At 52.6% G+C, this 26606-nt stretch carries 26 protein-coding genes, 1 other RNA gene and 1 pseudogene; 10 read left to right on the top strand and 18 right to left on the bottom strand.

Annotated elements, in window-relative coordinates; translation table 11 throughout:
- Positions 1–6: 6 nt before the first annotated feature.
- The 3 genes from AAGR22_RS06385 to ykgO all read left to right on the top strand — a co-directional run bounded on the left by AAGR22_RS06385 (position 7) and on the right by ykgO (position 3816).
- On the top strand, positions 7–3159 hold the full coding sequence (locus AAGR22_RS06385; protein WP_345830955.1) for an efflux RND transporter permease subunit: 3153 nt from the start codon (positions 7–9) through the stop codon (positions 3157–3159).
- A 249-nt stretch (positions 3160–3408) separates the two neighbouring features.
- Entirely contained in the window at positions 3409–3666 is a 258-nt protein-coding gene (locus tag AAGR22_RS06380) for a type B 50S ribosomal protein L31 (RefSeq protein WP_345830953.1), read from the top strand.
- A 9-nt stretch (positions 3667–3675) separates the two neighbouring features.
- Positions 3676–3816: a type B 50S ribosomal protein L36 gene (gene ykgO, locus AAGR22_RS06375; RefSeq protein ID WP_073980990.1), complete on the top strand. Its 141-nt coding sequence runs from the start codon at positions 3676–3678 to the stop codon at positions 3814–3816.
- A gap of 90 nt (positions 3817–3906) precedes the next feature.
- Here ykgO and AAGR22_RS06370 read toward each other — a convergent pair whose 3' ends face one another.
- Genes AAGR22_RS06370 through AAGR22_RS06355 form a run of 4 tightly spaced genes read right to left on the bottom strand, consistent with a single transcriptional unit; the run spans position 3907 to position 6465 of the window.
- On the bottom strand, positions 3907–4785 hold the full coding sequence (locus AAGR22_RS06370) for a metal ABC transporter substrate-binding protein (RefSeq protein WP_345830952.1): 879 nt from the start codon (positions 4783–4785) through the stop codon (positions 3907–3909).
- Positions 4782–5651: a metal ABC transporter permease gene (locus AAGR22_RS06365; RefSeq protein ID WP_345831555.1), complete on the bottom strand. Its 870-nt coding sequence runs from the start codon at positions 5649–5651 to the stop codon at positions 4782–4784. The genes AAGR22_RS06370 and AAGR22_RS06365 overlap by 4 nt, the downstream gene beginning before the upstream one ends.
- A 5-nt stretch (positions 5652–5656) precedes the next feature.
- Positions 5657–6340: an ABC transporter ATP-binding protein gene (locus tag AAGR22_RS06360; RefSeq protein WP_067705577.1), complete on the bottom strand. Its 684-nt coding sequence runs from the start codon at positions 6338–6340 to the stop codon at positions 5657–5659.
- Positions 6340–6465, bottom strand: coding sequence for a hypothetical protein (locus AAGR22_RS06355; protein WP_345830951.1), 126 nt, complete (start codon positions 6463–6465; stop codon positions 6340–6342). Before AAGR22_RS06355 ends, AAGR22_RS06360 begins: the two co-directional genes overlap by 1 nt.
- Positions 6466–6751: 286 nt before the next feature.
- Between AAGR22_RS06355 and AAGR22_RS06350 the strand changes: the two genes are divergently transcribed.
- The 3 genes from AAGR22_RS06350 (at position 6752) to AAGR22_RS06340 (ending at position 7882) form a co-directional block, all read left to right on the top strand.
- Positions 6752–7105, top strand: coding sequence for a hypothetical protein (locus AAGR22_RS06350; RefSeq protein ID WP_345830950.1), 354 nt, complete (start codon positions 6752–6754; stop codon positions 7103–7105).
- A 148-nt stretch (positions 7106–7253) separates the two neighbouring features.
- Positions 7254–7634 carry an Hha toxicity modulator TomB gene (tomB, locus tag AAGR22_RS06345; RefSeq protein ID WP_067705573.1) on the top strand — a complete coding sequence of 127 codons (381 nt, stop codon included), beginning with the start codon at positions 7254–7256 and terminating at the stop codon, positions 7632–7634.
- A gap of 29 nt (positions 7635–7663) precedes the next feature.
- Positions 7664–7882: an HHA domain-containing protein gene (locus tag AAGR22_RS06340; protein WP_067705285.1), complete on the top strand. Its 219-nt coding sequence runs from the start codon at positions 7664–7666 to the stop codon at positions 7880–7882.
- A gap of 62 nt (positions 7883–7944) precedes the next feature.
- Here AAGR22_RS06340 and ffs read toward each other — a convergent pair.
- An RNA gene (ffs, locus tag AAGR22_RS06335) (signal recognition particle sRNA small type) lies at positions 7945–8041 on the bottom strand.
- Positions 8042–8196: 155 nt separating this feature from the next.
- On the opposite strand from ffs, the gene AAGR22_RS06330 reads away from it, so the two are divergent.
- Positions 8197–8508, top strand: a complete 312-nt coding sequence (locus tag AAGR22_RS06330) for an MGMT family protein (RefSeq protein ID WP_067705283.1) — start codon at positions 8197–8199, stop codon at positions 8506–8508.
- Positions 8509–8534: 26 nt separating this feature from the next.
- Here AAGR22_RS06330 and AAGR22_RS06325 read toward each other — a convergent pair whose 3' ends face one another.
- Positions 8535–9092: a YbaY family lipoprotein gene (locus AAGR22_RS06325; protein WP_067705282.1), complete on the bottom strand. Its 558-nt coding sequence runs from the start codon at positions 9090–9092 to the stop codon at positions 8535–8537.
- Between the two features lie 211 nt (positions 9093–9303).
- Between AAGR22_RS06325 and tesB the strand changes: the two genes are divergently transcribed.
- Positions 9304–10167, top strand: a complete 864-nt coding sequence (tesB, locus tag AAGR22_RS06320; protein WP_345830949.1) for an acyl-CoA thioesterase II — start codon at positions 9304–9306, stop codon at positions 10165–10167.
- 76 nt (positions 10168–10243) lie between these two features.
- Here tesB and amtB read toward each other — a convergent pair whose 3' ends face one another.
- The 5 genes from amtB to AAGR22_RS06295 form a co-directional block, all read right to left on the bottom strand.
- Positions 10244–11533, bottom strand: coding sequence for an ammonium transporter AmtB (gene amtB / locus AAGR22_RS06315; protein ID WP_067705572.1), 1290 nt, complete (start codon positions 11531–11533; stop codon positions 10244–10246).
- Positions 11534–11568: 35 nt separating this feature from the next.
- Positions 11569–11907, bottom strand: a complete 339-nt coding sequence (glnK, locus tag AAGR22_RS06310) for a P-II family nitrogen regulator (protein ID WP_067705278.1) — start codon at positions 11905–11907, stop codon at positions 11569–11571.
- Positions 11908–12283: 376 nt separating this feature from the next.
- Positions 12284–14053, bottom strand: a complete 1770-nt coding sequence (locus tag AAGR22_RS06305; RefSeq protein WP_067705276.1) for a SmdB family multidrug efflux ABC transporter permease/ATP-binding protein — start codon at positions 14051–14053, stop codon at positions 12284–12286.
- Complete coding sequence (locus tag AAGR22_RS06300) at positions 14046–15815, bottom strand: SmdA family multidrug ABC transporter permease/ATP-binding protein (RefSeq protein WP_345830947.1); 1770 nt, start codon at positions 15813–15815, stop codon at positions 14046–14048. The genes AAGR22_RS06305 and AAGR22_RS06300 overlap by 8 nt, the downstream gene beginning before the upstream one ends.
- Before the next feature lie 47 nt (positions 15816–15862).
- Positions 15863–16333, bottom strand: coding sequence for an Lrp/AsnC family transcriptional regulator (locus AAGR22_RS06295; RefSeq protein ID WP_067705272.1), 471 nt, complete (start codon positions 16331–16333; stop codon positions 15863–15865).
- A 95-nt stretch (positions 16334–16428) separates the two neighbouring features.
- Here AAGR22_RS06295 and AAGR22_RS06290 point away from each other — a divergent pair, with 95 nt between their 5' ends.
- Both AAGR22_RS06290 and queC read left to right on the top strand, forming a co-directional pair.
- Entirely contained in the window at positions 16429–17373 is a 945-nt protein-coding gene (locus tag AAGR22_RS06290) for a DMT family transporter (protein WP_067705270.1), read from the top strand.
- Between the two features lie 110 nt (positions 17374–17483).
- The gene (gene queC / locus AAGR22_RS06285) at positions 17484–18179 is read left to right on the top strand and encodes a 7-cyano-7-deazaguanine synthase QueC (protein ID WP_345830946.1); all 696 of its coding nucleotides are present in this window, start codon (positions 17484–17486) and stop codon (positions 18177–18179) included.
- A gap of 93 nt (positions 18180–18272) precedes the next feature.
- Here the strand turns inward: queC and AAGR22_RS06280 are convergent.
- The 7 genes and pseudogenes from AAGR22_RS06280 to clpP form a co-directional block, all read right to left on the bottom strand.
- Positions 18273–18662 (bottom strand): annotated as a pseudogene (locus AAGR22_RS06280) (YbgC/FadM family acyl-CoA thioesterase); the annotation flags it as partial.
- A gap of 104 nt (positions 18663–18766) precedes the next feature.
- Positions 18767–19102: a helix-hairpin-helix domain-containing protein gene (locus tag AAGR22_RS06275; protein ID WP_345830945.1), complete on the bottom strand. Its 336-nt coding sequence runs from the start codon at positions 19100–19102 to the stop codon at positions 18767–18769.
- Positions 19103–19241: 139 nt separating this feature from the next.
- On the bottom strand, positions 19242–21113 hold the full coding sequence (gene ppiD / locus AAGR22_RS06270) for a peptidylprolyl isomerase (protein WP_345830944.1): 1872 nt from the start codon (positions 21111–21113) through the stop codon (positions 19242–19244).
- Between the two features lie 250 nt (positions 21114–21363).
- Positions 21364–21636 carry a nucleoid-associated protein HU-beta gene (gene hupB, locus AAGR22_RS06265; protein ID WP_067705265.1) on the bottom strand — a complete coding sequence of 91 codons (273 nt, stop codon included), beginning with the start codon at positions 21634–21636 and terminating at the stop codon, positions 21364–21366.
- 222 nt (positions 21637–21858) lie between these two features.
- Positions 21859–24213: an endopeptidase La gene (gene lon, locus AAGR22_RS06260; RefSeq protein ID WP_067705264.1), complete on the bottom strand. Its 2355-nt coding sequence runs from the start codon at positions 24211–24213 to the stop codon at positions 21859–21861.
- Positions 24214–24404: 191 nt separating this feature from the next.
- Positions 24405–25679 carry an ATP-dependent protease ATP-binding subunit ClpX gene (gene clpX / locus AAGR22_RS06255; RefSeq protein WP_067705262.1) on the bottom strand — a complete coding sequence of 425 codons (1275 nt, stop codon included), beginning with the start codon at positions 25677–25679 and terminating at the stop codon, positions 24405–24407.
- A gap of 115 nt (positions 25680–25794) precedes the next feature.
- On the bottom strand, positions 25795–26418 hold the full coding sequence (gene clpP / locus AAGR22_RS06250) for an ATP-dependent Clp endopeptidase proteolytic subunit ClpP (RefSeq protein WP_067705260.1): 624 nt from the start codon (positions 26416–26418) through the stop codon (positions 25795–25797).
- Positions 26419–26606 lie beyond the last annotated feature (188 nt).

Raw genomic sequence — 26606 nt, 5'->3', positions numbered from 1 at the left:
TGATACATGGCTAAGTTCTTTATCGATCGCCCCATTTTTGCGTGGGTCATCGCCATCATTATTATGTTGGCGGGTGTGCTGTCGATTCTAAAACTGCCGATTGAGCAATATCCCAATGTTGCGCCGCCGTCAGTTCAGATTCGAGCGACTTACCCGGGTGCGGATGCTAAAACGCTACAGGACTCAGTTACCCAGGTAATTGAACAAAATATGAACGGCATTGATGGCCTGATGTATATGTCATCAAACAGCGATTCATCCGGTACGTTGCAGCTTACGCTGACCTTCCAGTCAGGTACCGATCCCGATATCGCACAGGTTCAGGTGCAGAACAAACTGCAGCTGGCTACGCCTCTGCTCCCGCAGGAAGTGCAACAGCAGGGGATTCAGGTTCAAAAATCCTCCAGCAGCTTCCTGATGGTAGCCGGGTTTGTTAGCCAGGACGGCAGTATGACGCAGAACGATATTTCGGACTACGTTGCCTCCAACATCAAAGACCCCATCAGCCGTACGCTGGGCGTGGGTGACACCCAGATATTTGGTGCGCAGTATGCAATGCGTATCTGGATGGACCCGCACAAGCTGAACAACTATCAGCTGACGCCGGTGGACGTGATTAGCGCTATTACCGCGCAAAATGCCCAGGTGGCAGCCGGCCAGTTAGGCGGTTCACCACCGGTACCGGGCCAGCAGCTCAACGCCTCAATCATCGCGCAAACGCGTCTGACCTCAACCGACGAATTCGGCAAAATTCTGCTGAAGGTGAATACGGATGGGTCGCGCGTACTGCTCAGGGACGTGGCGAAAATTGAGCTGGGGGGTGAAAACTACGAGATCATCGCACGCTATAACGGTAAACCGGCCTCCGGTATCGGTATCAAGCTGGCGACCGGCGCTAACGCACTGGATACCGCCGCCGCGGTAAAAGCAGAGCTGGGCAAACTGGAGCCTTTCTTCCCGGCAGGGATGAAGGTGGTTTACCCTTACGATACAACGCCGTTTGTTAAAATCTCCATCAATGAAGTGGTGAAAACCCTGATTGAGGCGATTGTGCTGGTGTTTATCGTGATGTACCTGTTCCTGCAAAATTTCCGCGCAACGCTGATCCCGACGATCGCGGTGCCGGTCGTTCTGCTGGGTACGTTCGCGATTATCAATGCTTTTGGCTATTCCATAAACACGCTAACGATGTTTGGGATGGTGCTGGCGATAGGCCTGCTGGTCGATGATGCCATCGTGGTGGTAGAGAACGTCGAGCGTGTTATGGCCGAAGAGGGCCTGCCGCCGAAGGAAGCGACCCGTAAGTCGATGGAGCAGATCCAGGGCGCGCTGGTCGGTATCGCCATGGTCCTGTCGGCGGTATTTATTCCGATGGCATTCTTTGGCGGTTCAACCGGCGTTATCTATCGTCAGTTCTCTATCACCATCGTATCGGCAATGGTGCTGTCAGTTATTGTTGCACTGGTACTGACGCCAGCACTCTGCGCCACCATGCTAAAACCTATCAAAAAGGGCGATCACGGTATCACGACCGGCTTCTTTGGTTGGTTTAACCGCATGTTTGAAAAGAGCACCGATCACTATACCAACAGCGTAGGCCATATCATCCGCAGCACGGGCCGCTATCTGCTGATCTATCTGGCGATTGTGGCTCTGATGGCGGTGATCTTCGTTAAGCTACCGACCTCCTTCCTGCCGGAAGAAGATCAGGGGCTGCTGCTTGCGCAGGCACAGCTACCTGCTGGCGCAACGCAGGAGCGTACGCAAAAAGTGCTCGATCAGGTGACTGACTACTTCCTGACCAAAGAGAAGGCTAACGTTAATTCGGTCTTTACCGTTAACGGCTTCGGATTTGCGGGTCGCGGACAGAATACCGGTATTGCCTTCGTCAGTCTCAAACCCTGGGACGATCGTAGCGGTGCGGCAAACAAAGTTGATGGTATCGCGGGCCGTGCGATGCAGGCCTTCGGCGCCATCAAAGATGCCATGGTCATTCCGTTCAACCTGCCGGCGATTATCGAACTGGGTAACGCAACGGGCTTTGACTTTGAGCTTATCGATCAGGCTAACCTTGGACACGATGCACTGACCAAGGCCCGTAATCAGCTGTTAGGCATGGTTGCCCAGCATCCGGATACGCTGGTGGGTGTTCGTCCAAACGGTCTGGAAGATACGCCACAGTACAAGCTGATGATCGATCAGGAGAAAGCCGAAGCCCTTGGCGTATCGATTTCTGATATCAACACCACCATCGGTGCCTCCTGGGGCGGTTCCTACGTCAATGACTTTATTGACCGTGGCCGCGTGAAGAAAGTGTATGTGATGGGCCAGGCCGATTCCCGTATGCTTCCGGATGATATCAATAAGTGGTACGTCCGCGGCTCTAACGGCCAGATGGTGCCTTTCTCAGCCTTCGCCAGTGCAAAATGGCAGTATGGTTCACCGCGTCTGGAACGTTACAACGGGCTGCCGTCAATGGAGATCCTTGGTCAGGCAGCGGAAGGCAAAAGTTCGGGTGAAGCGATGAATCTGATGGAACAGCTGGCCTCGAAGCTGCCGCAGGGCATTGGCTTTGACTGGACCGGTATGTCCTATCAGGAACGCTTATCCGGTAACCAGGCACCCGCACTCTACGCTATCTCGCTGATCGTGGTATTCCTCTGCCTCGCGGCGCTGTATGAGAGCTGGTCAATTCCGTTCTCCGTTATGCTGGTGGTGCCATTAGGTGTTATCGGGGCGCTACTCTTCACCGCGCTGCGCGGGCTCAGTAACGACGTTTACTTCGTGGTAGGGCTGTTAACAACCATTGGCCTGTCAGCGAAGAACGCCATACTGATTGTTGAGTTTGCTAAAGATCTGATGGAGAAAGAGGGCAAAGGGCTGGTTGAATCTACGCTTGAGGCGGTACGTATGCGTCTTCGTCCGATTCTTATGACCTCTCTGGCCTTTATTCTCGGCGTACTGCCGCTGGCTATCAGCACCGGTGCAGGTTCCGGTGCGCAGAATGCGGTAGGGACTGGCGTGATGGGCGGGATGGTGACCGCTACTATTCTTGCCATCTTCTTTGTTCCGGTATTCTTTGTGGTGGTCCGCCGCCGCTTCAGTAAAAACAAAGAAGAGCTTGAGCACGGTCATCCCGATGACCAGCATCAGCACTAATCTTTCCTGAACGAAACATAAAAGAGGCCGCCCGCGGCCTCTTTTTTTTGGAACGACTCCCCCGCGACTTCAACTCCCTGCCTCATTCATCCTCGCTGAACATCTCCATCTTTACACCCACTCTGTTCCAGCACCCTGAGCGCTGACGTCCTTTCCTCCGCTGGTCTTCCCTCCGGCTGCACTTGCATTTACGTAGTGGTGGGGGCATAATTAATGTTATGTTATAACGTATCAAAAAGGATGCACTTTATGAAATCGAATATTCATCCGGCCTACCGCACCGTCGCGTTCCATGACACCAGCGCCGATGCCTGGTTTATGGTGGGCTCGACGATTAAAACTGACCGTACCGTGGAGCGGGATGGCAAAACCTGGCCTTATGTGCCGCTGGATACCTCTTCAGCCTCTCATCCGCACTATACCGGCAAGCAGAAAGATTTTGCCAAAGAGAGCAGCGCGCATCGGTTTAATGAGCGTTTTGGCCGTTTTTTTTCTAAAACTCAGTAAGGTCGCATCATGCAGGTTTTAAGCTCACTGGCTTCAGCTAAAAAACGCCACAAGGATTGCCGGGTGGTGCGTCGTAAGGGGCGGATTTACGTCATCTGTAAAAGCAATCCACGCTTTAAGGCAGTACAGGGAAGAAAAAAGAAACGCTAATCTCCGCTTATAAAAAACGGGCCATTAATTGATGGCCCGTTTTTTTTGGCGCTGACGCTTGCTCAGCTCACATCAGCGCCCTTGTCTTCGTTATTTCATGCTGGCGACCATGACATTGACATTATGCGTAAACGCCGCGGTATAGGTTGCCGCGTCTCCCCCTTTGCGGGTTAGCGCTTCCGGGTAGAGTTCCCCACCGGGCTGAGCGCCTGAGGAGGCAGCGATCTGCTTCACCAGACGAGGATCCGTCTGATTTTCAATAAAATAGGTGTGGATATGCTCGCTTTTGAGCTGGGTAATAAGCGCCGCGACATCAGATGCGCTGGCCTCAGACTCGGTTGAGAAACCAACAGGGGACATAAAGCTCACGCCGTAGCGCTGGCCGAAGTAGCCAAAGGCATCGTGACTGGTCAGCACCTTGCGTTTTTCCAGAGGAATGGCCGCGAAGCTGGATTGTGCCCAGCGGTCCAGTTTCTTAAGCTGCGCAATATAGGCCGATCCCTGCTGACGAAAATAATCCGCATCAGCCGGATCGGCTTTGATCAGCGCGTTCATTACGTTAGTGGCATAAACCACGCCGTTCTTCATGCTATTCCAGGCATGGGGATCGGTAATGGCTCTCCCCTCCTCCTCCATTGAACGCGTGGCGATCCCTTCAGAGCTGACGATCACCTCCCCTTTATAGCCTGATGCCTTAACAAGGCGATCCATCCACCCTTCCAGGCCCAGGCCGCTGACAAATACAACATCGGCTTTAGCCAGTGCCTGACTATCCTGGGGCGTGGGTTCAAAACTATGCGGATCGCCATCCGAACCCACCAGACTTTTAACGTTGACGTGAGAGCCTCCCACCTGCTTCACGATATCAGCCAGTACTGAAAAACTGGCTACCGTGTTGACGGTTTTAGCCATAGCCAGGGGCGCGACCAGTAATGATGCCAGCGCCAGCGCGACGGGTAACTTTTTCATGCTTTCTCCTTACCACCAGAAAAACGACCGTGCGAACGGAAGAGGCCGCCGCAGGGTCCCAAAAGAATTGAGATAAAAAACAGCATGGCCGCGCTGAGCACGACCGCCGGCCCCGCGGGCAGAGAGAGGTAAAATGACCCCATCAGGCCGCTAAAACTGGCCGCAACGGCCAGGATCATCGCTGCCAAAATCGTGCCCGGTAGCGTCAGGCTCCAGAAACGGGCGGCGGCAGCGGGGAGCATCATCAGCCCCACGCACATCAGGGTGCCCAGCACCTGGAATCCCGCGACCAGATTGATAACGACCAGTATCAGAAAAATGCCGTGTACCAGCGGAGCGGCCCAGCGGTTTTGAGCGCGCAAAAAAGTGGGATCAAAGGCATCAATGACCAGCGGGCGGTAAATTATTGCGAGTATCAGCAATGACCCGGCGGCGATACCGCTCACCAACATAATGGAGGGATTATCTACGGCTAACAGGGAGCCAAAGAGGACATGCAGCAGATCGACGCTGGATCCGCGCAGCGAAACGAGGGTAACGCCCAGCGCCAGCGATCCGAGATAAAATCCGGCAAAGCTGGCATCCTCCCGCAGCGGGGTGTAGCGGCTCACCGCCCCTGATAGCAGCGCAACGGATAATCCGGCAATCACCCCGCCGGTGCCCATTGCGACCAGAGACAGCCCGGAAATCAGATAGCCAATTGCTGCACCGGGTAAAACGGCATGGGAGAGTGCGTCGCCCACCAGGCTCATTCTGCGTAACAGAAGAAATATTCCCAGTGGCGTGGCACTGAGCGAAAGCGCAATGCAGGCCACCAGCGCGCGACGCATAAAACCAAATTCAATAAAGGGATGCATTACGGACAGGATCATTACGCCCCCAAAGAACGCGGGGAATGCTGCCGGGACAGCACGCTATCGGAAACGGACCATTCGGCATGATGCTCCTGCAGGCGTATACGCTGTGGAAAATAGTTCTCCACCGTTGCCATATCATGGAGAACGACAATCAGCGTACAGCCTGCTTCGTGGCGCTCTTTGAGCAGCGATAGCAGCTGTTGGGTTGTCTGACTATCAATGCCTGTGAAGGGTTCATCAAGCAGCAGCAGGCTGGCCTCCTGCACTAATAAGCGCGCGAATAGCACGCGCTGCAGCTGTCCACCGGAGAGCGTGCCTGGCTGAGCGAAGGCAAAGTCGAGCATATCGACCTTTTCCAGCGCTGACATAACGCTTCGCCGCATGGCCTTATCTATACCACCGAACCAACCGCATTTTTTCCAACATCCCATCGCCACCAGATCGAACAGGCTTATGGGAAAACTGCGGTCAATTTCAGACTGCTGCGGCAGCCAGGCGATATTGACGGATGAACGAGGCAGACTGAGTGACCCACTGACCGGGTGCAATAAACCGGCCAGCGTTTTCAGTAAGGTTGATTTTCCGGAACCATTAGCGCCAACCAGGGCAGTCATTGAGCCCGTCAACAAGGTGCCATCCAACGCCGGGGTGACCGCCCTGCCCTGATAGCCCACGGTAAGCTGTTTGAAGGTAATCATCAGGCCAACGCCCACCCGGTGAGTAGCAGCAGAATAAATGCCAGCCCTGCGGCAAGCATCAGGCGCAGCCCGGACGAGCGGCAAAAAAGTGTCGCATGCTGCGACAGAGTGAAGTTTGAACTCATTATGACACCCTTTAGTTATGTTATAACATAACAATATACCGGATTTTTTATTTAAGAAGATATCGGCAAAATGTATCTAATTATTTCCAAAATAGGGCTGAGGCATGGGCGGTTATATAAAAAAAACTCAACTTCCGACTTTTATCTATCGCAGTAAATGGTTTTATCTACTAAGATAAATAATAGCCAAATCATCAAGATAGTTAACAGCACTGTTTAGGGGCTTGATTAATAGCCTCTTAAGACTAATTATCTCTATAAGCATTAATTAACTCATGGGGAAAAAGTGCGCAAAACCATCTCATGTAATTTAGAAAAAACTGAGGGTAACCCGGCGGCATTGGCTGAGGTTATTCAGCGGATTATTCCCAAAATAGCGGATGAACTTACAGGATCATTGATTTGGTATTCACAAAATGCCCAATATGTTCCCGAGAGTATCAAAATTATTTCTATAGAATATTTAGGTGAATCAAGTTATAAGATGGCCTATAGTTTTCGTTGGTCCCTGTTCAACGCCTGCCTCGATATTGATGCTGAGGAAACCCTAAGCGAAACGGTCATTTTTCATCACACAGGCGATGCGCTCGTTTTTGATTTTATTGATACTGAACCAGCAACAGCCGCAGACGAATTTTGATTTACAAAACTGTTATTAAAAAGACATATTATCTACGTTATATTTTAGCAGGGGTTAATAACGAGATAACCCTTATCACTTCCTGGCACACAACTCGCTGAAAAGCCCGCACATGCGGCATCTTTCACTAGCTATGGAGGGGAAAAAGATGGACGAATACTCACCAAAAAGGCATGATATCGCCCAGCTTAAATTCTTGTGTGAAAACTTGTATGATGAAAGCATGGCTACATTAGGTGATAGCCATCATGGATGGGTTAATGATCCTACTTCGGCAATCAATTTGCAGCTTAACGATTTGATCGAGCATATTGCCGGATTCACCATGAATTACAAAATTAAACATATTGAAGATGATGAACTCATAAGTCAGGTAGATGAATACCTGGATGATACGTTCATGCTCTTTAGTAATTACGGAATCAACGTTCAGGATTTACAGCGCTGGCAAAAAACAGCGAAGCGTTTGTTTAATATTTTCATAGAGGAATGTGCTCAGGTCGTCTCGCAGGCAAGCCATTCATTTTAGCAACCCATTATTTTTTCAACGGTTTAACAATGACAGACAAACTTCTAACCAAAACTGATTATTTGATGCGCCTGAGGCGCTGTCGGTCAATCGACACCCTTGAGCGTGTAATAGAAAAGAATAAATACGAATTATCTGAAAACGAGCTGGCCGTATTTTATTCCGCTGCCGATCATCGTCTTGCCGAACTGACAATGAATAAACTCTACGATAAAGTCCCGGTCGCGGTATGGAAATTCGTTCGTTAAATCAAAATTATACGATTAAAAGTAGCGAGTTAAGAAAAGCTGGAGGGGGAATTGGGTGGGGGCCCTGCCAGCTACATCCCGGCACACGCGTCACCTGCTGCGGCTGCTTCCTTCCGGATCTGACCGAGTTCACAAGTTAGCATTGCGGGAGAACCAACCGGGCCCCCATTGACAAGCTCCATGTTATGGAGCGAGGGCATTATCAATGAACCCCTCCTCAATTGCAACCTATCGCGCGGTGACCGTTGTTTTCTTGTTCGATCCCTTCAATTTTTGCCCAATTTTTATTACAGTTCCGCTGAGAGGGCAAAAATATGCATGAGCAAGATTCATTCCCACAGCGCATTTGGCAGATTGTTGCTGCAATACCGACAGGTAAAGTCGCCACCTATGGTGATATCGCCCGTATGGCTGGCTCCCCACGCGCTGCGCGCCAGGTTGGCGGCGTGCTTAAACGCCTGCCGGAAGGGAGCACCCTCCCCTGGTTTCGCGTCATCAATAGCATGGGTGCAATTTCGCAGACGGGTGAGGATCTCACGCGTCAGCGCGATGCACTCTTGCGCGACGGAGTAGAAGTCAGTCGTGAGGGAAAAGTTTCGCTACGGCGTTATCGCTGGATAGAATAACCCGCCCCAAAAGAGGCGGGAAAACGTTACAGTGAGGTCGGTGCGGGTACGGAAGATGAAGGACTAACCTGCGTTGGAGAGGTCGACGGCAGGGTTGTCGCCGCCCCGCTCTGTGTTGGCAGAGCCATGGACGGAACCGGAACCAATACCAAATCCTGTTTATGACCACCGGTATTAACCGCCTGCTTGACGCTATCGGTGATAAACATCATCTTGCCATTAACAGTAATGGCGGCGCTGAGCAGGATACGCGCGTCAGGCTTAATATCAGACGGGTTAAACGGCAGGATAAATTTGAACGGTGCCTGTTTTCCATCCGTGCGAACGACGCGCTGTGAAATAACTTTCGAAGGAGCATCAGCCACGGTCGCATCAGAGAGCGTTACCGTTAAAACGGCATCCGGCGGTAATGCAATGCGTTGGCGGATGTAGATGCTACCGCTGACGTTGGGCTGGCGAAGAGTAGCCTGCTGACCGGCTACCTGTGATGCCAGCGTCGCGGTAGGCACATCGTGACCTTTTTGAGCGCATCCGGATAATGCGACAGCCAGTGCGGCGCCCGTTAATATTGGTAAAACTTTCATTGACTTATTCTCCTTATGATCAATGTTAATAGCGTGATCTCGGTGAGTCACCGGGAGTAGTGCAACACTAACCCGTTGAGTTTATTCTGGCACAAGTTACTGATTTTTTCCTGTTACTGCCGTTTAACCGCCTTTTATGTTGATTGTTAGCCTGCATGCTGCGCTGACGACTCCGACTGAAAAACTAAAAAAACACCACAGAGAGGCCATAATGAGCCAGGCATTACAAAATTTATTGAATCTGCTTCATCTCGAGAAGCTCGAAGAAGGGCTGTTTCGGGGTCAGAGCGAAGATTTGGGGCTTCGTCAGGTATTTGGCGGGCAGGTTGTGGGTCAGGCTCTCTGTGCCGCCAAGCAGACGGTACCCGCCGAACGCGTTATCCACTCCTTCCACAGCTATTTTCTCAGACCGGGCGACAGCCAGAAAGCCATCGTCTATGAGGTAGAAACGCTGCGCGATGGGCAGAGTTTTAGCGCTCGCCGCGTCAGCGCCGTGCAAAACGGTCAGCCTATATTTTTTATGACCGCCTCTTTCCAGGCACCTGAAAGCGGATTTGAGCACCAGAAGACCATGCCAGATGTTCCCGGGCCGGAAAATTTAGCCAGTGAGAGTGAAATTGCAGCACAGCTCGCACCTTTTATCCCCGAAAAGTTGAGAGAGAAGTTTCTGGCGGAAAAGCCCTTTGAGTTCCGTCCGGTCAGCTTCCATAACCCCCTTAAAGGGCACGTAGAGGAACCCCGCCGCTACGTCTGGATAAAAGCTAACGGCAACGTGCCGGAAGAGAAGCGGATCCATCAGTATCTGCTAGGGTACGCGTCCGACTTCAACTTTCTGCCGGTTGCTCTTCAGCCGCATGGGAAAGGGTTTCTTGAGCCGGGCATGCAGGTTGCCACCATCGACCATTCAATGTGGTTTCACCGCCCGTTCGATTTAAATCAGTGGCTGTTGTACAGCGTTGAAAGTACCTCGGCATCCGGGGCCAGGGGTTTTGTTCGTGGAGAATTTTATAACCTTGACGGCACGCTGGTGGCATCGACCGTTCAGGAAGGCGTTATGCGTCTTCGCCAGGCCTGAAACTGATTTGTTTTCGTAAAAAAACGGCTCCCACTTACCGGGAGCCGTTGGCTGTTGTCAATCTCGTGCTTTACGCTTACTGGTTATAAGCGTTTTCACCATGGCTGTTAACGTCCAGACCTTCACGTTCCTGATCTTCTGGTACGCGCAGCCCAACCGTCATATCCGCCACTTTGAAGGCGATAAAGGCGACGACGCCAGTCCAGACGATGGTCACGCCAACGCTGAATAACTGAACGCCAATCTGATGCCCCATGGTCACGCCCTGAGCGTAACCTACGCCACCCAGTGAGGAGGAGGCAAATACGCCGGTCAGGATACAGCCCAGAATCCCGCAAACGCCATGGACGCCGAACACATCACAGGGGTCGTCAACGCGCAGCCATTTCTTCAGGACGGTCACGCCCCAGAGACCCGCCAGACCACCCGCGATACCAATAATCAGAGCACCGCCGACCCCAACGTAACCACAGGCAGGCGTGATCGCGACCAGACCACCAATGGCACCGGAACAGACGCCCAGTAAAGAAGGTTTGCCGCGAAGGGCCCACTCGCCGAACGTCCAGCTAAGCATCGCACCCGCTGTCGCCATCACGGTGTTCAGGAATGCCAGACCCGCAATTTCGTTTGCCGCGCTGGCCGAGCCCGCATTAAAGCCGAACCAGCCCACATAAAGGATTGCCGTACCGGTGAAAACCATGGGCAGGTTATGCGGTTTGAATGCCTCTTTACCAAAGCCCGCGCGTTTGCCCACGAGGTAAGCGCCTACCAGTCCCGCCACTGCGGCATTGATATGCACCACGGTGCCACCCGCGAAATCCAGTGCTCCATCCTGCGCCAGCAGGCCACCGGACCAGACCATATGGGCGATAGGTAAATAAGAGAAGGTCAGCCAGATAGCGACAAAAATCAGCACGGCAGAGAAGCGGATGCGTTCTGCAATTGAACCGACAATCAGTCCCACGGTGATGCAGGCGAACGATGCCTGGAAAGAGACGTGGATATACTGATAGAAAGTGCCCACCAGCGACGTGAGCTGAATGTTTTTCAGCATCGCCATGCTGAAACCGCCGAAGAAGGCGTTACCGTCGCTAAAGGCGAGAGAGTAGCCGTAAATCATCCACAGTACGCAAACCATGGCGAAAGTGACAGAAACCTGTGTCAGCATGGAGAGCACATTTTTGGCGCGGATCAGGCCACCGTAAAACAGTGCAATTCCGGGTAAGGTCATAAAAAGCACCAGCGCGGTGCAAATCATCATAAAGGCGTTATCGGCTTTATCCGCGACCGGTGGCGCTGCTGCCATCGCCAGCGACGGTAACATTGCCAGGCCTGCGAGGCCCAATTTAGCAATTTTTTTATTCATTTTATCCCATCCCATCACAATTCTTAGCCCCGGGGTTACAGTGCCGCTTCGTCCGTTTCACCGGTACGGATTCGAATCACACGCTCCAGCTCAGCAACAAAAATTTTGCCGTCACCAATTTTGCCGGTATAAGCGGCTTTACCAATGACATCAACCACTTCGTCGAGCTGATCGTCTGCAATTGCAATATCTATTTTTACTTTTGGCAGGAAGTTCACGCTGTATTCAGCACCGCGATAGAGTTCTGCATGGCCCTTCTGGCGACCAAACCCTTTTACTTCAGTTACGGTAAGCCCCTGAATACCAATAGAGGAGAGTGCTTCTCGCACATCTTCCAGTTTAAACGGTTTGATTACCACGGTAACCAGCTTCATACGATCCCCTCCAGGTATTGAAAATGGCTGATTCGCCCGACACCGGCTAAATAAAGCAAAGCCTGTGCCATAAATCTGAAAGTGGTCCGTTTCAGATGCTAAACCAGGTTGGGCCAGGTATTGTCGGCTTATCAGCATGAAGGGATTTTTATAGCGGCCCGCCGCGGGCAAAAAAAACGCACCATTAGAGTGCGTAACGCCTCAGGTGAGTGCAGATGGGATTGATACGAGGAACCCGACGCCAGAAAATAGTGCAGCGAAGCGGCAGGTTGATAAGGTGTTAGCTGTCACCAGCTATCTGTTATCTGCTATCAGCTATCTGTTGTCAGTTGTCAGTTGTCAGTTGTCAGTTGTCAGCCAACAGCCAGCATAGTAGTTAGCTGGCCAACACATTACCGGCCTCAAGATCCTGCCCTACCTGCTGTAGCTGGTACATTTGCCAGTAGCGCCCTTTCTTCTCCTGGAGCTGTCGGTGGGTACCCTGTTCCACGATGCGGCCACGGTGTAACACCAGGATTTCGTCCGCCTCGGTAATAGTGGATAACCGGTGGGCGATCACCACCAACGTGGTTTGCTGCCGAACGATCTCCAGCGCTTTCTGAACCGCCTGCTCCGTGCCTGAATCGATATTCGCCGTGGCTTCATCGAGGATTAGAATCTGCGGAGAGGCCACCAGAACGCGCGCCATGGCCAGCAGCTGTTTCTGTCCAACCGACAAATTATTACCCTGCTCACCAAGACGGGTATAGATACCGTCGGAGAGACTATGGGCAAGTTCAGCAAGCTGTACCGTTTTCAGCGCCTGCCAGACCTGCTCTTCGCTGATATCACGTCCCAGCGTAACGTTGGCAAAAAAAGTATCAGCCAGCACCACAGGATCCTGCTGAACCATGGCCACGCCCAGCCGCAGTGCATCATGGCTTAAGGAATCAAGCGGCCGCCCATCGAGGCGAATTTCTCCCTGCTTCAGCGGGTAATACCCCATCATCAGGTTAACCAGCGTACTTTTGCCGCTGCCGGTATGCCCCACCAGCGCGATAAAACGTTGGGAGGGAATGGTGATGTTGATGTCATTAAGCACGGGCCGGTGGTCATCGTAGGCGAAGGTCAGATCGGTAATCTCAATGCTGCCCGTCACAAGCGGTCTTGCGTCTGCGCCGTAGTGCTGGCGAGGCGCATCCATCAGTTCAAAAATGCGCTCGCCCGCCACAATGGCCTGCTGCAGCATCGACTGCTGGGTCGTTAGCTCTATCAGCGGTTCGTTAAGCCGGCCGAGATAATTGATAAAGGCATAAAGCACACCGACCTGAACGGAACCCACCGATGAAAAGCCAAACAGCATCATCAGGCCGCAGAGGATAATCGCTGAAAAGAGGCTCAAGAGTGGACGCAGTAGAAAGCCATCCAGCCTCAGCGTTTCCATACGGGCAAGATAGTGCGATCGGCTGGCTTCACCCATCCTCTCACCAAAGCGGGCCTGTTGACGAAACTGCTGGATAACGCTCATGCCGCCAATCACTTCATTGAAGCCATTGTTAATATCGGCCAGATAGCTTCGGACCCGCCGTACAATTGGCGTACTGTAGCGTTGATAGATAAGCATCACCGTCAGCACTGCGGGGAAAATGGTGACAGCAACCAGCGCCATTCGCCAGTCCAGACTGAACATCGCTACCAGCATGGCCCCGATTAAGGCCGCGCTGCGCAGGACGGTGGCAACTACCGTCACATAGAGATCCCGCACGACTTCGGTATCGTTAGTGACCCGCGAGATAATCTGACCAACGGGCTGCGTATCAAAAGCACTCAACGGCTGACGCAGAGCGGCATCCATTACGTCAGTCCGCAGCTGCTGCACAACGCCTACCGCAGCCTGATTGAAAAGCAGCGCCTGCCAGTAATGCAGCGCGGCAGCGAGTCCCTGTAATAACAGAAAGCTGAACGCCAGTCCGGTGACAATCCCCAGTGGCATGTTGTGCTTTGCCAGCAGGTTATCAATAAAATAGCTCACCAGTATGGGACCAATAACCTCTGCACCCGCGGCAATCCATAATAGCAGCACCGCCAGCCCAATTGATTTGCGCCACGGTGAGCCATAAGACAGAAGACGCTTCAGCGTCGGCCAGAGCTGTGCAAGATTATTCATTGCCTGTTTCCTTCACGGTCTCATCTTCATCAAGCGCTGCTTCAAGCTGCTGATAGCGGTACATCTCCTGATACCATCCCGGCGTTGCGGCCAGCGCCTCATGCTGTCCACGCTGGGCGACCGTTCCCTTCTGCATAACCAGTATTTCATTTGCCTCGCTGAGTGCAGAAAGGCGATGGGCAGCGATGATAATGGTTCTCCCCTCACCCCAGCGCCGCAGGTTTTGCAATATCTGATGTTCGGTGCGGCCATCCACTGCGCTAAGCGCATCGTCCAGTATCAGGATTTCAGCATTCAGCAGCAGCGCCCGGGCAATGGAAATACGCTGCTTCTGACCACCGGAAAGCATAACGCCACGCTCACCGACCTCCGTGGAATAGCCCTGGGGCAGGCGAAGAATATCCTCATGAACGTAGGCCAGCTTCGCCGCCTGCTCAATGTCGCTCTGACTGGCACCCGGCCTGCCCAGCGCGATATTGTTGGCGACCGAATCAGAGAAGAGAAACGGCGTCTGGCTGACCACGGCTAATCGGCTGCGCCAGCTATCCAGCCGCAGCTGCGTCAGTGGAATGCCATGAAAGCGAATATCGCCCTGCGCAATATCGAAATGTCGCTGGATAAGACTGAGCAAGGTGCTTTTCCCGGCGCCGGTTGGGCCACACAGCCCTAACATCTGGCCCGGTTTCAGGCTGACGTTAATATGTTTTAGCGAGGGGCGATTTGCACCGGGATAGCTAAATTCCCGCACGGCGATCTGCAACTGACCGCGATCCGTCGGGGGAACTTTGGTGCCATCCTCAACGCCCGGCATCTCTGCCAGCAGGGAGCGTATACGGCTCCACGCCGCGCTTCCGCGCTCGACGATGTTGAACATCCACGCCAGGGCTAGCATTGGCCAGATCATTAGGCCAAGATACATCACAAAGCTGGTTAATTGCCCCAGCGTCAGCTGTTCATGCCAGACCAGCCAGCTGCCTCCGACGAACGTCAACAAATTCGACATGCCAATGGCAATATAGATGGTGGGATCAAAGCGGGCATCCACGCGGGCGACACGCAGATTTTTTTGCCCGGTATCACGCGCGGCCGCGGCAAACTGCCCGGACTGGTTGTCTTCCAGTCCGAACGCCTTAATCATACGAATACTGGTCAGGCTCTGCTGCGTCTGGTCGTTAAGGGAAGAGAATGCCGCCTGCGCCGCCTTAAATCGCTGATGCAGTTGGTCACCGTAGCGCTTAATCACCACCGCCATCACTGGCATGGGCAGAAGTGCCAGCAGCGTAAGCTGCCAGCTAATTTGGGTACTCATGACAATCAGCACCGCCATGCCCATTACCAGCGAATCAACCAGCGTCAGCACGCCTTCGCCAGCCGCAAATACCACCCGGTCAACGTCATTGGTCGCGCGGGCAATCAGATCGCCGGTACGGTGTCGCAAGTAAAATTCTGGCGGCTGACGGCTGAGCTGACGGTAGAAATCCTGCCGAAGCTCCACTGCAAGCTGATAGGAAGCGCCAAACAGCAGTACGCGCCAGACGTAGCGGAGAAGATATACCACCACAGCGGTGAGCAGCATCACGCCAACCCACATGATAATTCCAGAAGCATGCATCCGATGCGCTGTGGCACCATCAACAATGATACCGACGATTTTGGGCGGCAGCAGTTGCAGCAGAGCAATGATGATTAGCAGGAACACCGCGCCCAAATAGCGCCGCCATTCACGAATAAAATACCAGCTTAATTGCTTAAACAATCGCACAAAAACCGTCCTGGATAGGGGTAAGCCTCAACATCAATACGTAACCATCAGCTTAGCGGAAGTGCCGTGGTGTATTTTATCTCTTCCATGGCAAAGCTCGAAGTCACATCAAGTAAACCTGGAACACCGTTCACCAAACGTTTATAAAAAGCGTCATAGGTTTTCATATCGGCGACCTGGACCCGCAGCAGGTAGTCATATTCGCCCGCCATACGGTAGCAGCCCATCACTTCCGGCATCGCCTTCACAACCTCAACGAATTGTTGGTACCAGCTGCTGCTGTGCTGCTGCGTTTTAATCAGCATAAAGGCGGTTAATGACAGTGCCAGCTTATCCGCATCAAGCAGCGCTACCCGTCCGCGAATATAGCCTTCATCCTCCAGGCGTTTCAAGCGCTTCCAGCAGGGTGTGGTGGTCAGGTGTACGGCATCCGCCAGCGCCTGCAATGAGAGCGTACAATCCTGTTGAAGCAGTGAAAGGAGCAAAAAATCCTTCTTATCCAGCGCTGAATCAGGCATTTTTTCTCCTCATCCCCAAATTGACGCCATCAGTATAGCAAAAATTGCTCAGGATAATTCGCTAACCTGTGCCAACGGTTACTGAGGGATCATTTATGCAAACGCACTCTTATAGAAAATTGATTATTGTTCTGCTGTTTATCGTCGTTTCATTAACATGGGGAACAACGTGGATGGCCATGAAAATAGCCGTCGGGTCAGTACCTCCACTTTTCGCCACCGGATTACGTTTTCTTTCGGCTGCCCCTTTTCTGCTATTGCTGTGCTGGATAATGAAGGCACCCTTTCTGTTTCCTCGCGGCAGTCGGCTGTTTCAGGCGGCCGTCACGATCTTCTACTTTGCGATCCCCTTTACCCTGATGATATTTGGGGAGCGGTATACTTCATCCAGCCTTGCCGCCATCATTTTTTCAACCATGCCTGCGGCGGTACTGGCCGCCTCCATTATCTTTCTCAAAGAGAGTACTTCGCTGCAGCAGGTCTGTGGGTTAGCGATCAGTCTGACCGCGCTGGCCGCTATTATCTGGCTGGAATCGCACCAGCATGACGGTAGCCTTTTTACAGGCGTGCTGGCACTGATCGCAGCAGTCTGTCTGCATGCGATTATGTACGTGCAGTGTAAAAAGCGCTGCCATCAGGTATCCGTCATGACCTATAACGCCCTGCCCTGCCTGATGGCAGGGATGATGCTGACCGCCACGGGGTGGCTGGTTGAAAAACCCAGCGTGGCGGACTTTACTCAGGGTGCATTAATGGCAATCGTCTATCTTGGCGTGGTGGCAGGCGTAGCCGGTATCCTGTGCTATTTTTTGTTGCAAAAGCTGGCCAGAGCCTTTCAGGCATCACTGGTCTTCCTTGTGTTTCCGCTGATTGCCATTGCGCTGGAAGCCGCAATAAACGGTAATCCCATCTCTCCGCAGTCGCTGTGGCTCATGCTGCCGTTCCTTAGCGGAATACTGCTGACGCTTTTCAAACGTTCGCCCGCAGTGGAAAAAATGGCATGCGGCGCTGAATCCGTCAAAAATTTGCAGAAGATGTAGCCCATTTTTGCCCGGCCTGCGCCGTTTCGCCACCTGGCCTGGCGCTGAGGCTACCCTTCTGCCGCGGCAGGGATTACCATAGGCCGCAATAAATGAATAAGGTTAAAAGTATGAAACGTGCAGTAGTGGTCTTTAGCGGTGGTCAGGATTCAACCACCTGTTTGATACAGGCGTTGAAACAGTATGACGAAGTGCACTGTGTCACCTTTGATTACGGTCAGCGTCACCGGGAAGAAATTGAGGTGGCGGCAGCGCTTTCTCAATCTCTGGGCGCGCGGGCGCATAAGGTGCTGGACGTTACGCTCCTTAATGAGCTGGCAATCAGCAGCCTGACGCGCGACAGCATCCCTGTCCCTGCCTGGAACCCTGATGCCACGGGTCTTCCCAGTACCTTTGTACCGGGTCGCAACATTCTGTTCTTAACTCTGGCAGCAATTTATGCTTATCAGGTAGAAGCAGAAGCCGTGATCACCGGGGTCTGTGAAACTGACTTTTCTGGCTATCCCGACTGCCGGGATGAATTTGTTAAGGCCCTCAATCACGCAGTTACCCTGGGCATGGCTCGCAACGTTCGCTTTGAAACGCCGCTGATGTGGCTGAATAAGGCAGAAACCTGGGCGCTCGCCGACTACTGGCAGCACTTGCCTTTGGTACGCAGCGAAACCTTAACCTGCTATAACGGCATTAAAGGTGCAGGTTGCACAGAGTGCGCTGCCTGCAACCTGAGGGCCCGTGGTTTGCAGGAATATTTCGATCAAAAAGAGGCCATTATGCAGGAGATGAAGCGTAAAACTGGCTTAATCTGAAAGCCTCTATTTCTGGTCGGCTCGTGATGCTGACATCTCTTTCTGGCCGGCTCGGGATGCAGGCATCTGTTTCGTGTCGACCCGGGCTGTAAGCATTGCTTCCATCCTGCGCTTTAAATCGCCCTCCATCGGCTGCGCTTTTTGCGTGCGCAGATCGATGCAAACGAAGGTCAGCATGGCGTCAGCCACTACCTCGCCGTTCGGTGCCAGCGTCACCGTCTGACCAATGACCCCACTTTTTCCTCCCAGTTGTACAAGCTGACTCTCTATCTGCAGTACGTCACCCATAACGGCGGGCCGCCGATAGTTGATGTTGATGTTCACGACCACAAAAGCCAGATGGTTATCGTTAAGCCAGTGGAACGATTCCAGATTCTCCAGCCATTCCCAGCGCGCTTCCTCCAGAAATTCCAGATAGCGAGCATTGTTGACGTGCTGATAAATATCGAGGTGGTAACCACGTACTTTTATTGTTGTGTGCATAATCACTCAGCCATTAAGAGGGCCATACCCACTGGTATGACCTCCTCAAGATTAGCAGGCAGTCAGAACATCTGACGGGGAAGCGGTGGATCCCGCGAAGCCGATCACAATTTAAGCCGCGACAGATTTCGCTCCACCAGGGCGTTACCCATACCGGGAACCTCTTTTAACTGTTCGATTTGCGTGAAGGCTCCGTAGCGATCGCGGTAGCTGACAATGGCTTCTGCCTTTTTCAGGCCTACCCCGTTAAGCGCCGCGGCAAACTCTTCCGCAGTGGCGTGATTAATACTGATTTGCCCGTCCGTGGCCGTTCGGCCTGATTCCATCTGTAGGCCCGGCTCAGCGCCCCGGCTGGTCGCGGTTTCTGCCTGTGCCACTGAGAGAGCCAGAGGGCTAAGGGCTAAAGCAAAAAATAGTGCAGACAGTGAAAGGTGTTTCATGCTGTTTTCCTCCGTGTATTTGACAGCACGTCCAAACTAAGTCAGAGGCAGTGCGGATACAAACGGCGGATAACAGAAATGGAAAAGGCCGCGAATGCGGCCTTTTCTTTTTCAGTACGTTGCAAAAAAACTGCGAGGCTTACTGAGCCTGTGCCGCTGCACCGTACTTAATTTTACCTTCTTTGCGCAGGTTACTCAGCAATGCTTCAAACGCGATTTGCGCATTATTCTGCGTGACGCCCTGAACCATGGCCTGCTTCTGCGCGTCCGGCATGGTGCCCGTTTTCACGCTGTCGAGCGCGATAAGGACGACATTGCCCTGACCATCTTCGCTTACGCCCCATGACGGTTGATCCTTCGCAGGAGGCGTCATAGCAAAGACAGCCTGAGTGATGGCATCCTGGCCGTTACGGCTAAGCGTTTGCTGCTGACCGAAGCTCAGGTTAGCCGCTTTCATTGCCTGCTCGCCTTTGCCGGCTTTGAGCGCGGCCAGGAGTTTGTCAGCCAGCGCCTTCGCTTCCTGCTGAGCCTTCTCAGTTTTCAGCGTATCAGTAATCTGTGCGGTCACTTCACTCAGCGGTTTCACTGCTTCAGCTTTATGCTCGCTCACGCGCAGGACAAAAGCACGATCGCCATCAACGGTGATGATGTCAGAATTGCTTCCCGGTGCACCGTTATCCCCTACCAGGCCGCCATTGAAGATGGCCTGCTGAACGGGTTTGAAGTTAAGTTCAGCAGGCACGTTGTCATGGCTGAACCAGCCGGTTTCAACAGCCTTAACGCCCGCAACCTCTTCAGCACCCGCCAGGGATTCGTTGTCGTTGCTGGCCGCCTCGCTTACTTTCTGCTGTAACTTGTAGTAAGCATCAATGGCTTTTTCCTGCTTCACCTTCGCCGCGATATCTTCGTGAACGGCAGAGTACGGCTTAATTTGCTGCGGCTGGATATCATCCAGGCGGGCAATAATGAAACCGACGGACGATTTAATGACGCCAGAAAGCTGGCCTTTCTCTTTCAGACCGGCGCTTTTCAGCTCATCTGGCGTGGTGTCCGGCTCAAGCCAACCCATATCCCCGCCGTGACGAGCCGAGATAGGATCGCTGGATTTCGCTTTCGCCAGCGCGGCAAAATCACCGCCCTTTTTAAGCTCGGCCAGCAGTGCCTGTGCTTCAGCATCGGTTTTGGTCTGGATAATGCTGTAGCGGGTGCGCTCAGGCTGGGTGTAGTCAGACTGATGTTGATCGTACCAGCTTCTGATTTCGCTCTCGCTGACGTTTTCGTGCAGCGAGGCCGCATCCAGCTTGATGTAACTCACCCGATACTGCTCAGGAGACATAAAGCTGTTTTTGTTTTGCTCGTAATAGTTTTTAACGTCTTCGTCAGTGACGGCCTGCTTCGCTACAAGCGCACCCACGTTGATTGTCGCCTCGCGAACCTGGCGCTGTTGAGCCACCAGCGCCGCGAGCGCATCCGTTTCGCCATTCAGCATAAAGTCAGTGCCGGTAACGGAGGTGATCAGCTGCTGTGTAGTCAGCTGTTTGCGCAGTGCTTCTGCATACTGATCGGCAGAGAAGCCCATATTATTGATAAGGCCGAGATATTTGGCGTTATCGAATTTACCGTCAGTCTGGAAAGCGGGCTGAGAAAAGATAGCCTGCTTAATCTGATCGTCGCTGATAGCCAGCTTCAACGTTTTCGCGTACTGATCCAGCAGCTTTTCATCAATCAGCTGGGAAAGCGCCTGCTGACGAATCTGCTGCATATAGCCTGGATTGCTGGCCAGGGTTGAGAACTGTTCGCCCAGCATTTGCTGCTGACGTGAACGCTCGCTGGAAAAAGCCCTTTCAAGCTGCGCCCGGCTGATTTCGTCACCGTTAACCTTTGCAGCAAAATCACCGTTACCGCCGATCAGGTAGTTGCCCACCCCGGTCAGGACGAAAGAAAGGATGATCAAACCCAGTATAATTTTGAGCACGACATGGTTCGATGCCGCACGTAAATTGTCCATCATGGTGTGACAACACTCCGCTGTAGTGTGAATATAAACCGTTAGCGCTACGACCCACATTCCCGGGGACGTTTCGCGCCACTGCGTGATTAAGCCCTGCTCCTTCACGCCATGTTGACCAACGCGCTACGCGTTTGTCATTGATAGATAAAAAAAGGCACATCAGAATTGTGATGTGCCCAGTATGGTACATGAGAACGCGATGACAATCCTCACTCCACCAAAGAAAATGCTCTGGTGGTGCATACCGCAGTTAGTTAACCGCGTCTTTCAGCGCTTTACCGGCACGGAAGCCAGGTACTTTACCCGCTGGGATAGTAATCTCTTTACCCGTCTGCGGATTGCGGCCGGTGCGCTCTGCGCGATCGCGCACGGAGAAGGTACCAAAACCAACCAGCGCCACTTCATCGCCAGACTTCAGAGATTCTGATACAGATTCCATAAATGCATCTAATACACGTCCTGCTGCAGCTTTAGAAATGTCAGCACCTGCAGCGATTTTGTCGATCAACTGTGACTTATTCACTCTATCATCCCCTCTATTATTATTTACATCGCGTTCGGGCTTCCCGCCGACAACAAACGCGCGTTAGTTATCAAGATAGCGTTAACCTGTCTCGGGCACGGTCATCCAGTGGATTTTGCCAGCCCGAGTCAGACAGCTATCTAAATTAACGGCACAAAAAAAAGCTGGCAAGCCCCAATTTGCCTGCCAGCCCTTGTTTCGTCCTGTTTTTGTCTTAAATCATCATTTAGCCGTGGCTACCTGCATGCCGTAAGGCGCATTGACAAGGGCCAGCGTTAAGACTTCTTCAATACGCTTAACCGGATGAATGTCGAGATCGGCGATGACGTTATCAGGGATCTCTTCCAAATCACGCTTATTTTCGTCAGGGATCAGGACCGTTTTAATACCACCGCGATGGGCAGCCAGCAGTTTTTCCTTCAGACCGCCTATTGGCAGAACCTGGCCACGCAGGGTAATTTCTCCTGTCATCGCAACGTCCGCACGAACCGGATTACCCGTCAGGCAGGAGACCAGCGCGGTACACATCGCTATACCCGCACTCGGGCCATCCTTCGGCGTGGCACCTTCGGGTACGTGAACGTGAATATCACGTTTTTCGTAGAAGTCCCCGTTGATCCCCAGCTTTTCGGCACGCGCACGCACTACGGTCAGTGCAGCCTGAATCGACTCCTGCATCACCTCGCCCAGCGAACCGGTATAGCTCAGCTTACCTTTCCCCGGTACGCAGGCCGTTTCGATGGTCAGCAGATCGCCACCCACTTCCGTCCATGCCAGACCGGTCACCTGACCTACGCGATTTTCACTGTCGGCGCGACCGTAATCGAAGCGCTGCACCCCAAGGAAATCCTTCAGGTTATCAGCGTTAATTTCGATATGCTTGACGGTTTTGTCCATCAGCAGCGTCTTCACCGCCTTACGGCACAGTTTAGACAGCTCACGCTCAAGGCTACGCACGCCGGCTTCGCGGGTGTAATAACGGATAATGCCCACAATCGCGCTATCATCGACGGTGATTTCGCTGCTTTTCAGCGCGTTACGTTCAATCTGCTTCGACAGCAAATGCTGTTTAGCGATATTGAGCTTTTCATCTTCGGTATAGCCGGACAGACGAATCACTTCCATTCGATCCAGCAGCGGTGCCGGGATATTCATCGAGTTGGACGTTGCCACGAACATCACATCTGACAGATCGTAATCCACTTCCAGATAGTGATCGTTGAAGGCAATGTTCTGTTCCGGATCGAGCACTTCCAGCAGCGCTGATGCAGGATCGCCGCGCATGTCCGAAGACATTTTGTCGATCTCATCCAGCAGGAACAGCGGGTTCTTCACCCCAACCTTGGCCATTTTTTGAATCAGTTTGCCGGGCATAGAGCCAATATAGGTTCGGCGATGACCGCGAATTTCCGCCTCGTCACGCACGCCGCCCAGCGCCATACGGACATATTTGCGTCCGGTGGCTTTAGCAATAGACTGGCCCAGCGAGGTTTTACCCACGCCCGGAGGTCCAACCAGGCACAAAATCGGGCCTTTGATTTTGCTGACGCGACTCTGTACCGCTAAATACTCAAGAATACGATCCTTGACCCGCTCCAGTCCGAAGTGATCGGTATCCAGGGTTTCCTGCGCTTTCAGCAGGTCTTTTTTCACCTTGCTACGAGCGTTCCACGGAACCTGGACCATCCAGTCGATATAGCCGCGAACCACGGTCGCTTCAGCCGACATCGGGGACATCATTTTCAGCTTTTGCAGCTCGGCTTCGGTTTTTTCGCGCGCTTCTTTCGGCATTTTAGCCGCGTCGATTTTACGCTTCAGCGCCTCATTTTCATCCGGCGCATCATCCATTTCGCCCAGTTCTTTCTGAATAGCCTTCATCTGCTCATTCAGATAGTACTCGCGCTGGCTTTTTTCCATCTGTTTTTTGACACGATTACGAATGCGCTTTTCAACCTGTAACAGGTCGATTTCCGACTCCATCATCGCCATCAGATATTCCAGACGTTCATTCACGTCGGACATTTCCAGCACGGACTGCTTATCCGCAAGCTTAAGCGGCATATGCGCTGCCACCGTATCTGCCAGGCGTGCAGCATCTTCAATGCTGTTTAACGAGGTCAGAACTTCCGGTGGGATTTTCTTATTCAGCTTGATATAGCCTTCAAACTGGCTGATAGCGGTACGCACCAGCACTTCCTGCTCACGCTCATCAATCTCAGGCGAAGCAAGATATTCAGCCTGGGCCGTAAAATGATCGCCATTATCGCCAAGCGTCGTAATGTGCGCACGCTGTAAGCCTTCAACCAGCACTTTAACGGTGCCGTCAGGCAGCTTCAGCATTTGCAGAATGGAGGCGACGGTCCCTACTGAGAAGAGATCGTTAATGTCAGGTTCATCCGTTGAAGCTTCTTTCTGAGCGACCAGCATGATTTTTTTATCATGATCCATAGCGGCTTCAAGGCAGCGAATCGATTTCTCACGACCGACAAACAACGGAATTACCATGTGCGGATAAACCACTACGTCACGCAACGGCAACACAGGGATTTCAATGCGTTCAGAACGCTCAGGATTCATAGAGCTCTCTCTTAGTTTAATTTCCGCCAGGGTGATGGGAACCGCAACAGACCATTAAAGTGCAGTTTTACCCACAGGTAGTTGAGTATATGGGGATGAATACGGGACATTCAATGATATGTGCAAGAGAAAAGCAAAAGGGGGAATAATTCCCCCTTTTTTAAGGTAACTCGCTGGAAAGATGCGGTTATTTATTCACCGGAAGCCTGCTGAGCTTCAGGTTTAACATAGATGAGCATCGGGTCAGTTTGATTTTCAATCACCGAATCATCCACCACGACTTTTTCCACATCATCCAGTGAAGGCAGGTCGTACATGGTATTGAGTAACGCGCCCTCAACAATGGAACGCAGACCACGCGCGCCGGTTTTGCGCGACATCGCTTTTTTGGCGATTGCGGTTAACGCTTCATCCCGGAATTCCAGCTCAACGCCTTCCAGGTTGAACAATGCCTGATACTGTTTAGTCAGCGCATTTTTCGGCTCACGCAGGATCTGAATCAGCGCCTCTTCACTCAGCTCATTCAGCGTTGCCACCACGGGCAGACGACCGATGAACTCCGGGATCAGACCAAACTTGATCAAATCTTCCGGTTCAACCTGCGCCAGCAGTTCCCCTTCGGTCGCTTTCTGCGCCTTGCCTTTCACCGTGGCGCCAAAACCAATACCTGACCCGGTTTCAACACGCTGGGAAATGACCTTATCCAGGCCGGCAAACGCGCCGCCGCAGATAAACAGGATTTTAGAGGTATCAACCTGCAAGAATTCCTGCTGAGGATGCTTACGCCCACCCTGAGGTGGCACGGCCGCAACGGTGCCCTCAATCAGCTTGAGCAGCGCCTGCTGTACACCTTCACCCGACACGTCACGGGTGATAGAAGGGTTATCCGATTTGCGGGAAATTTTATCAATTTCATCGATGTAAACGATCCCGCGCTGCGCCTTCTGCACGTCATAGTCACATTTTTGCAGCAGCTTCTGGATGATGTTCTCAACGTCTTCACCTACGTAACCCGCTTCGGTTAGCGTGGTGGCATCCGCCATGGTGAAGGGAACATCCAGCAGACGAGCCAGGGTTTCTGCCAGCAGCGTTTTGCCGCTACCGGTTGGGCCAATCAGCAGAATGTTACTTTTACCCAGCTCAATACCGTTGCTGGTGTCGCCATTTCGCAGACGCTTATAGTGGTTGTAGACCGCTACGGCCAACACTTTCTTCGCCCGTTCCTGACCGATAACATAGTCATCAAGGTGATGGCGAATTTCATGCGGCGTGGGGAGCGCACTGCGCTCGCGATGCGGTGATACTTCTTTAATCTCTTCACGGATGATGTCGTTACACAAATCGACACACTCATCGCAGACATACACTGACGGGCCGGCAATCAGCTTGCGCACTTCATGCTGGCTTTTGCCACAGAAAGAGCAGTACAGCAGCTTTCCTGAACCGTCTTTGCGCTTATCTGTCATCAGTTACCTCTTCTATTATCTTCGCCCGCACTCGGTTGCGGTAAAGGCGCCGCCCGGCGGCACCCTGATATATCACTCATACCCTTACTAACTATAGACGACGCGGGCGCTGAGCTTAAGTACGATGCGTCAGGATGGAATCAACCAGACCATACTCTACAGCTTCGCTCGCGGAGAGGAAACGGTCGCGCTCGGTGTCTCTCTCTATTTCTTCAAGAGTTTTGCCCGTATGCTCGGCCATCAGCTCATTCATACGCTGCTTCACCTTAAGAATTTCACGCGCGTGGATCTCAATGTCCGACGCCTGTCCCTGGTAACCGCCCAGAGGCTGGTGGATCATTACCCGTGAATTAGGCAGACAGTAACGTTTGCCCTTCGCACCGGCGGTAAGCAGGAAAGCCCCCATCGAACACGCCTGACCCATACAGATGGTGCTGACGTCAGGCTTGATGAATTTCATCGTGTCGTAGATAGACATCCCTGCAGTAATCACGCCACCAGGAGAGTTGATATAAAGGTGGATGTCTTTTTCCGGATTTTCAGCTTCCAGAAAAAGCATCTGTGCGACGATCAGGTTCGCCATATGGTCCTCAACCTGCCCCGTCAGGAAGATAATACGTTCCTTGAGCAGACGAGAAAAAATGTCGTAAGAACGCTCTCCGCGAGAGGTTTGTTCGACCACCATCGGCACCAGAGCCATATGAGGTGCCGTTTGTTCACGTTCGCCACTGTAGGACATTACCGTCTCCTGATAAATTTCGTTTGGCAATACTTTGTACCAATTCTACTTGAGAGTGGTTCGGAACACTACGTTTCCCACCCCTCTCCCGATGTCCTTCGGGACTCACCCTGCCACGCGCAAATATTGCTACAGCTTTCTATTTGGGGATCGTGCCCCGCTGATTCAAGCATAACAACGTTTTTTTC

The sequence above is a fragment of the Erwinia sp. HDF1-3R genome, assembly GCF_039621855.1.
Taxonomy (GTDB): Bacteria; Pseudomonadota; Gammaproteobacteria; order Enterobacterales; family Enterobacteriaceae; genus Erwinia.
This window is presented reverse-complemented; position numbering and strand designations above follow the sequence as displayed.

Excerpts from the sequence above, each read along its gene's own strand:
- AAGR22_RS06385 (WP_345830955.1), top strand. The coding sequence starts at position 7 with ATGGCTAAGTTCTTTATCGATCGCCCCATTTTTGCGTGGGTCATCGCC.
- clpX (WP_067705262.1), bottom strand. The coding sequence starts at position 25,679 with ATGACAGATAAGCGCAAAGACGGTTCAGGAAAGCTGCTGTACTGCTCT.
- AAGR22_RS06305 (WP_067705276.1), bottom strand. The coding sequence starts at position 14,053 with ATGAATAATCTTGCACAGCTCTGGCCGACGCTGAAGCGTCTTCTGTCT.
- AAGR22_RS06355 (WP_345830951.1), bottom strand. The coding sequence starts at position 6,465 with ATGAGTTCAAACTTCACTCTGTCGCAGCATGCGACACTTTTTTGCCGC.
- AAGR22_RS06290 (WP_067705270.1), top strand. The coding sequence starts at position 16,429 with ATGCAAACGCACTCTTATAGAAAATTGATTATTGTTCTGCTGTTTATC.
- amtB (WP_067705572.1), bottom strand. The coding sequence starts at position 11,533 with ATGAATAAAAAAATTGCTAAATTGGGCCTCGCAGGCCTGGCAATGTTA.
- tesB (WP_345830949.1), top strand. The coding sequence starts at position 9,304 with ATGAGCCAGGCATTACAAAATTTATTGAATCTGCTTCATCTCGAGAAG.
- ykgO (WP_073980990.1), top strand. The coding sequence starts at position 3,676 with ATGCAGGTTTTAAGCTCACTGGCTTCAGCTAAAAAACGCCACAAGGAT.
- AAGR22_RS06360 (WP_067705577.1), bottom strand. The coding sequence starts at position 6,340 with ATGATTACCTTCAAACAGCTTACCGTGGGCTATCAGGGCAGGGCGGTC.
- AAGR22_RS06295 (WP_067705272.1), bottom strand. The coding sequence starts at position 16,333 with ATGCCTGATTCAGCGCTGGATAAGAAGGATTTTTTGCTCCTTTCACTG.
- queC (WP_345830946.1), top strand. The coding sequence starts at position 17,484 with ATGAAACGTGCAGTAGTGGTCTTTAGCGGTGGTCAGGATTCAACCACC.
- AAGR22_RS06325 (WP_067705282.1), bottom strand. The coding sequence starts at position 9,092 with ATGAAAGTTTTACCAATATTAACGGGCGCCGCACTGGCTGTCGCATTA.
- clpP (WP_067705260.1), bottom strand. The coding sequence starts at position 26,418 with ATGTCCTACAGTGGCGAACGTGAACAAACGGCACCTCATATGGCTCTG.
- AAGR22_RS06380 (WP_345830953.1), top strand. The coding sequence starts at position 3,409 with ATGAAATCGAATATTCATCCGGCCTACCGCACCGTCGCGTTCCATGAC.
- tomB (WP_067705573.1), top strand. The coding sequence starts at position 7,254 with ATGGACGAATACTCACCAAAAAGGCATGATATCGCCCAGCTTAAATTC.
- glnK (WP_067705278.1), bottom strand. The coding sequence starts at position 11,907 with ATGAAGCTGGTTACCGTGGTAATCAAACCGTTTAAACTGGAAGATGTG.
- AAGR22_RS06370 (WP_345830952.1), bottom strand. The coding sequence starts at position 4,785 with ATGAAAAAGTTACCCGTCGCGCTGGCGCTGGCATCATTACTGGTCGCG.
- AAGR22_RS06340 (WP_067705285.1), top strand. The coding sequence starts at position 7,664 with ATGACAGACAAACTTCTAACCAAAACTGATTATTTGATGCGCCTGAGG.
- ppiD (WP_345830944.1), bottom strand. The coding sequence starts at position 21,113 with ATGATGGACAATTTACGTGCGGCATCGAACCATGTCGTGCTCAAAATT.
- lon (WP_067705264.1), bottom strand. The coding sequence starts at position 24,213 with ATGAATCCTGAGCGTTCTGAACGCATTGAAATCCCTGTGTTGCCGTTG.
- AAGR22_RS06330 (WP_067705283.1), top strand. The coding sequence starts at position 8,197 with ATGCATGAGCAAGATTCATTCCCACAGCGCATTTGGCAGATTGTTGCT.
- AAGR22_RS06275 (WP_345830945.1), bottom strand. The coding sequence starts at position 19,102 with ATGAAACACCTTTCACTGTCTGCACTATTTTTTGCTTTAGCCCTTAGC.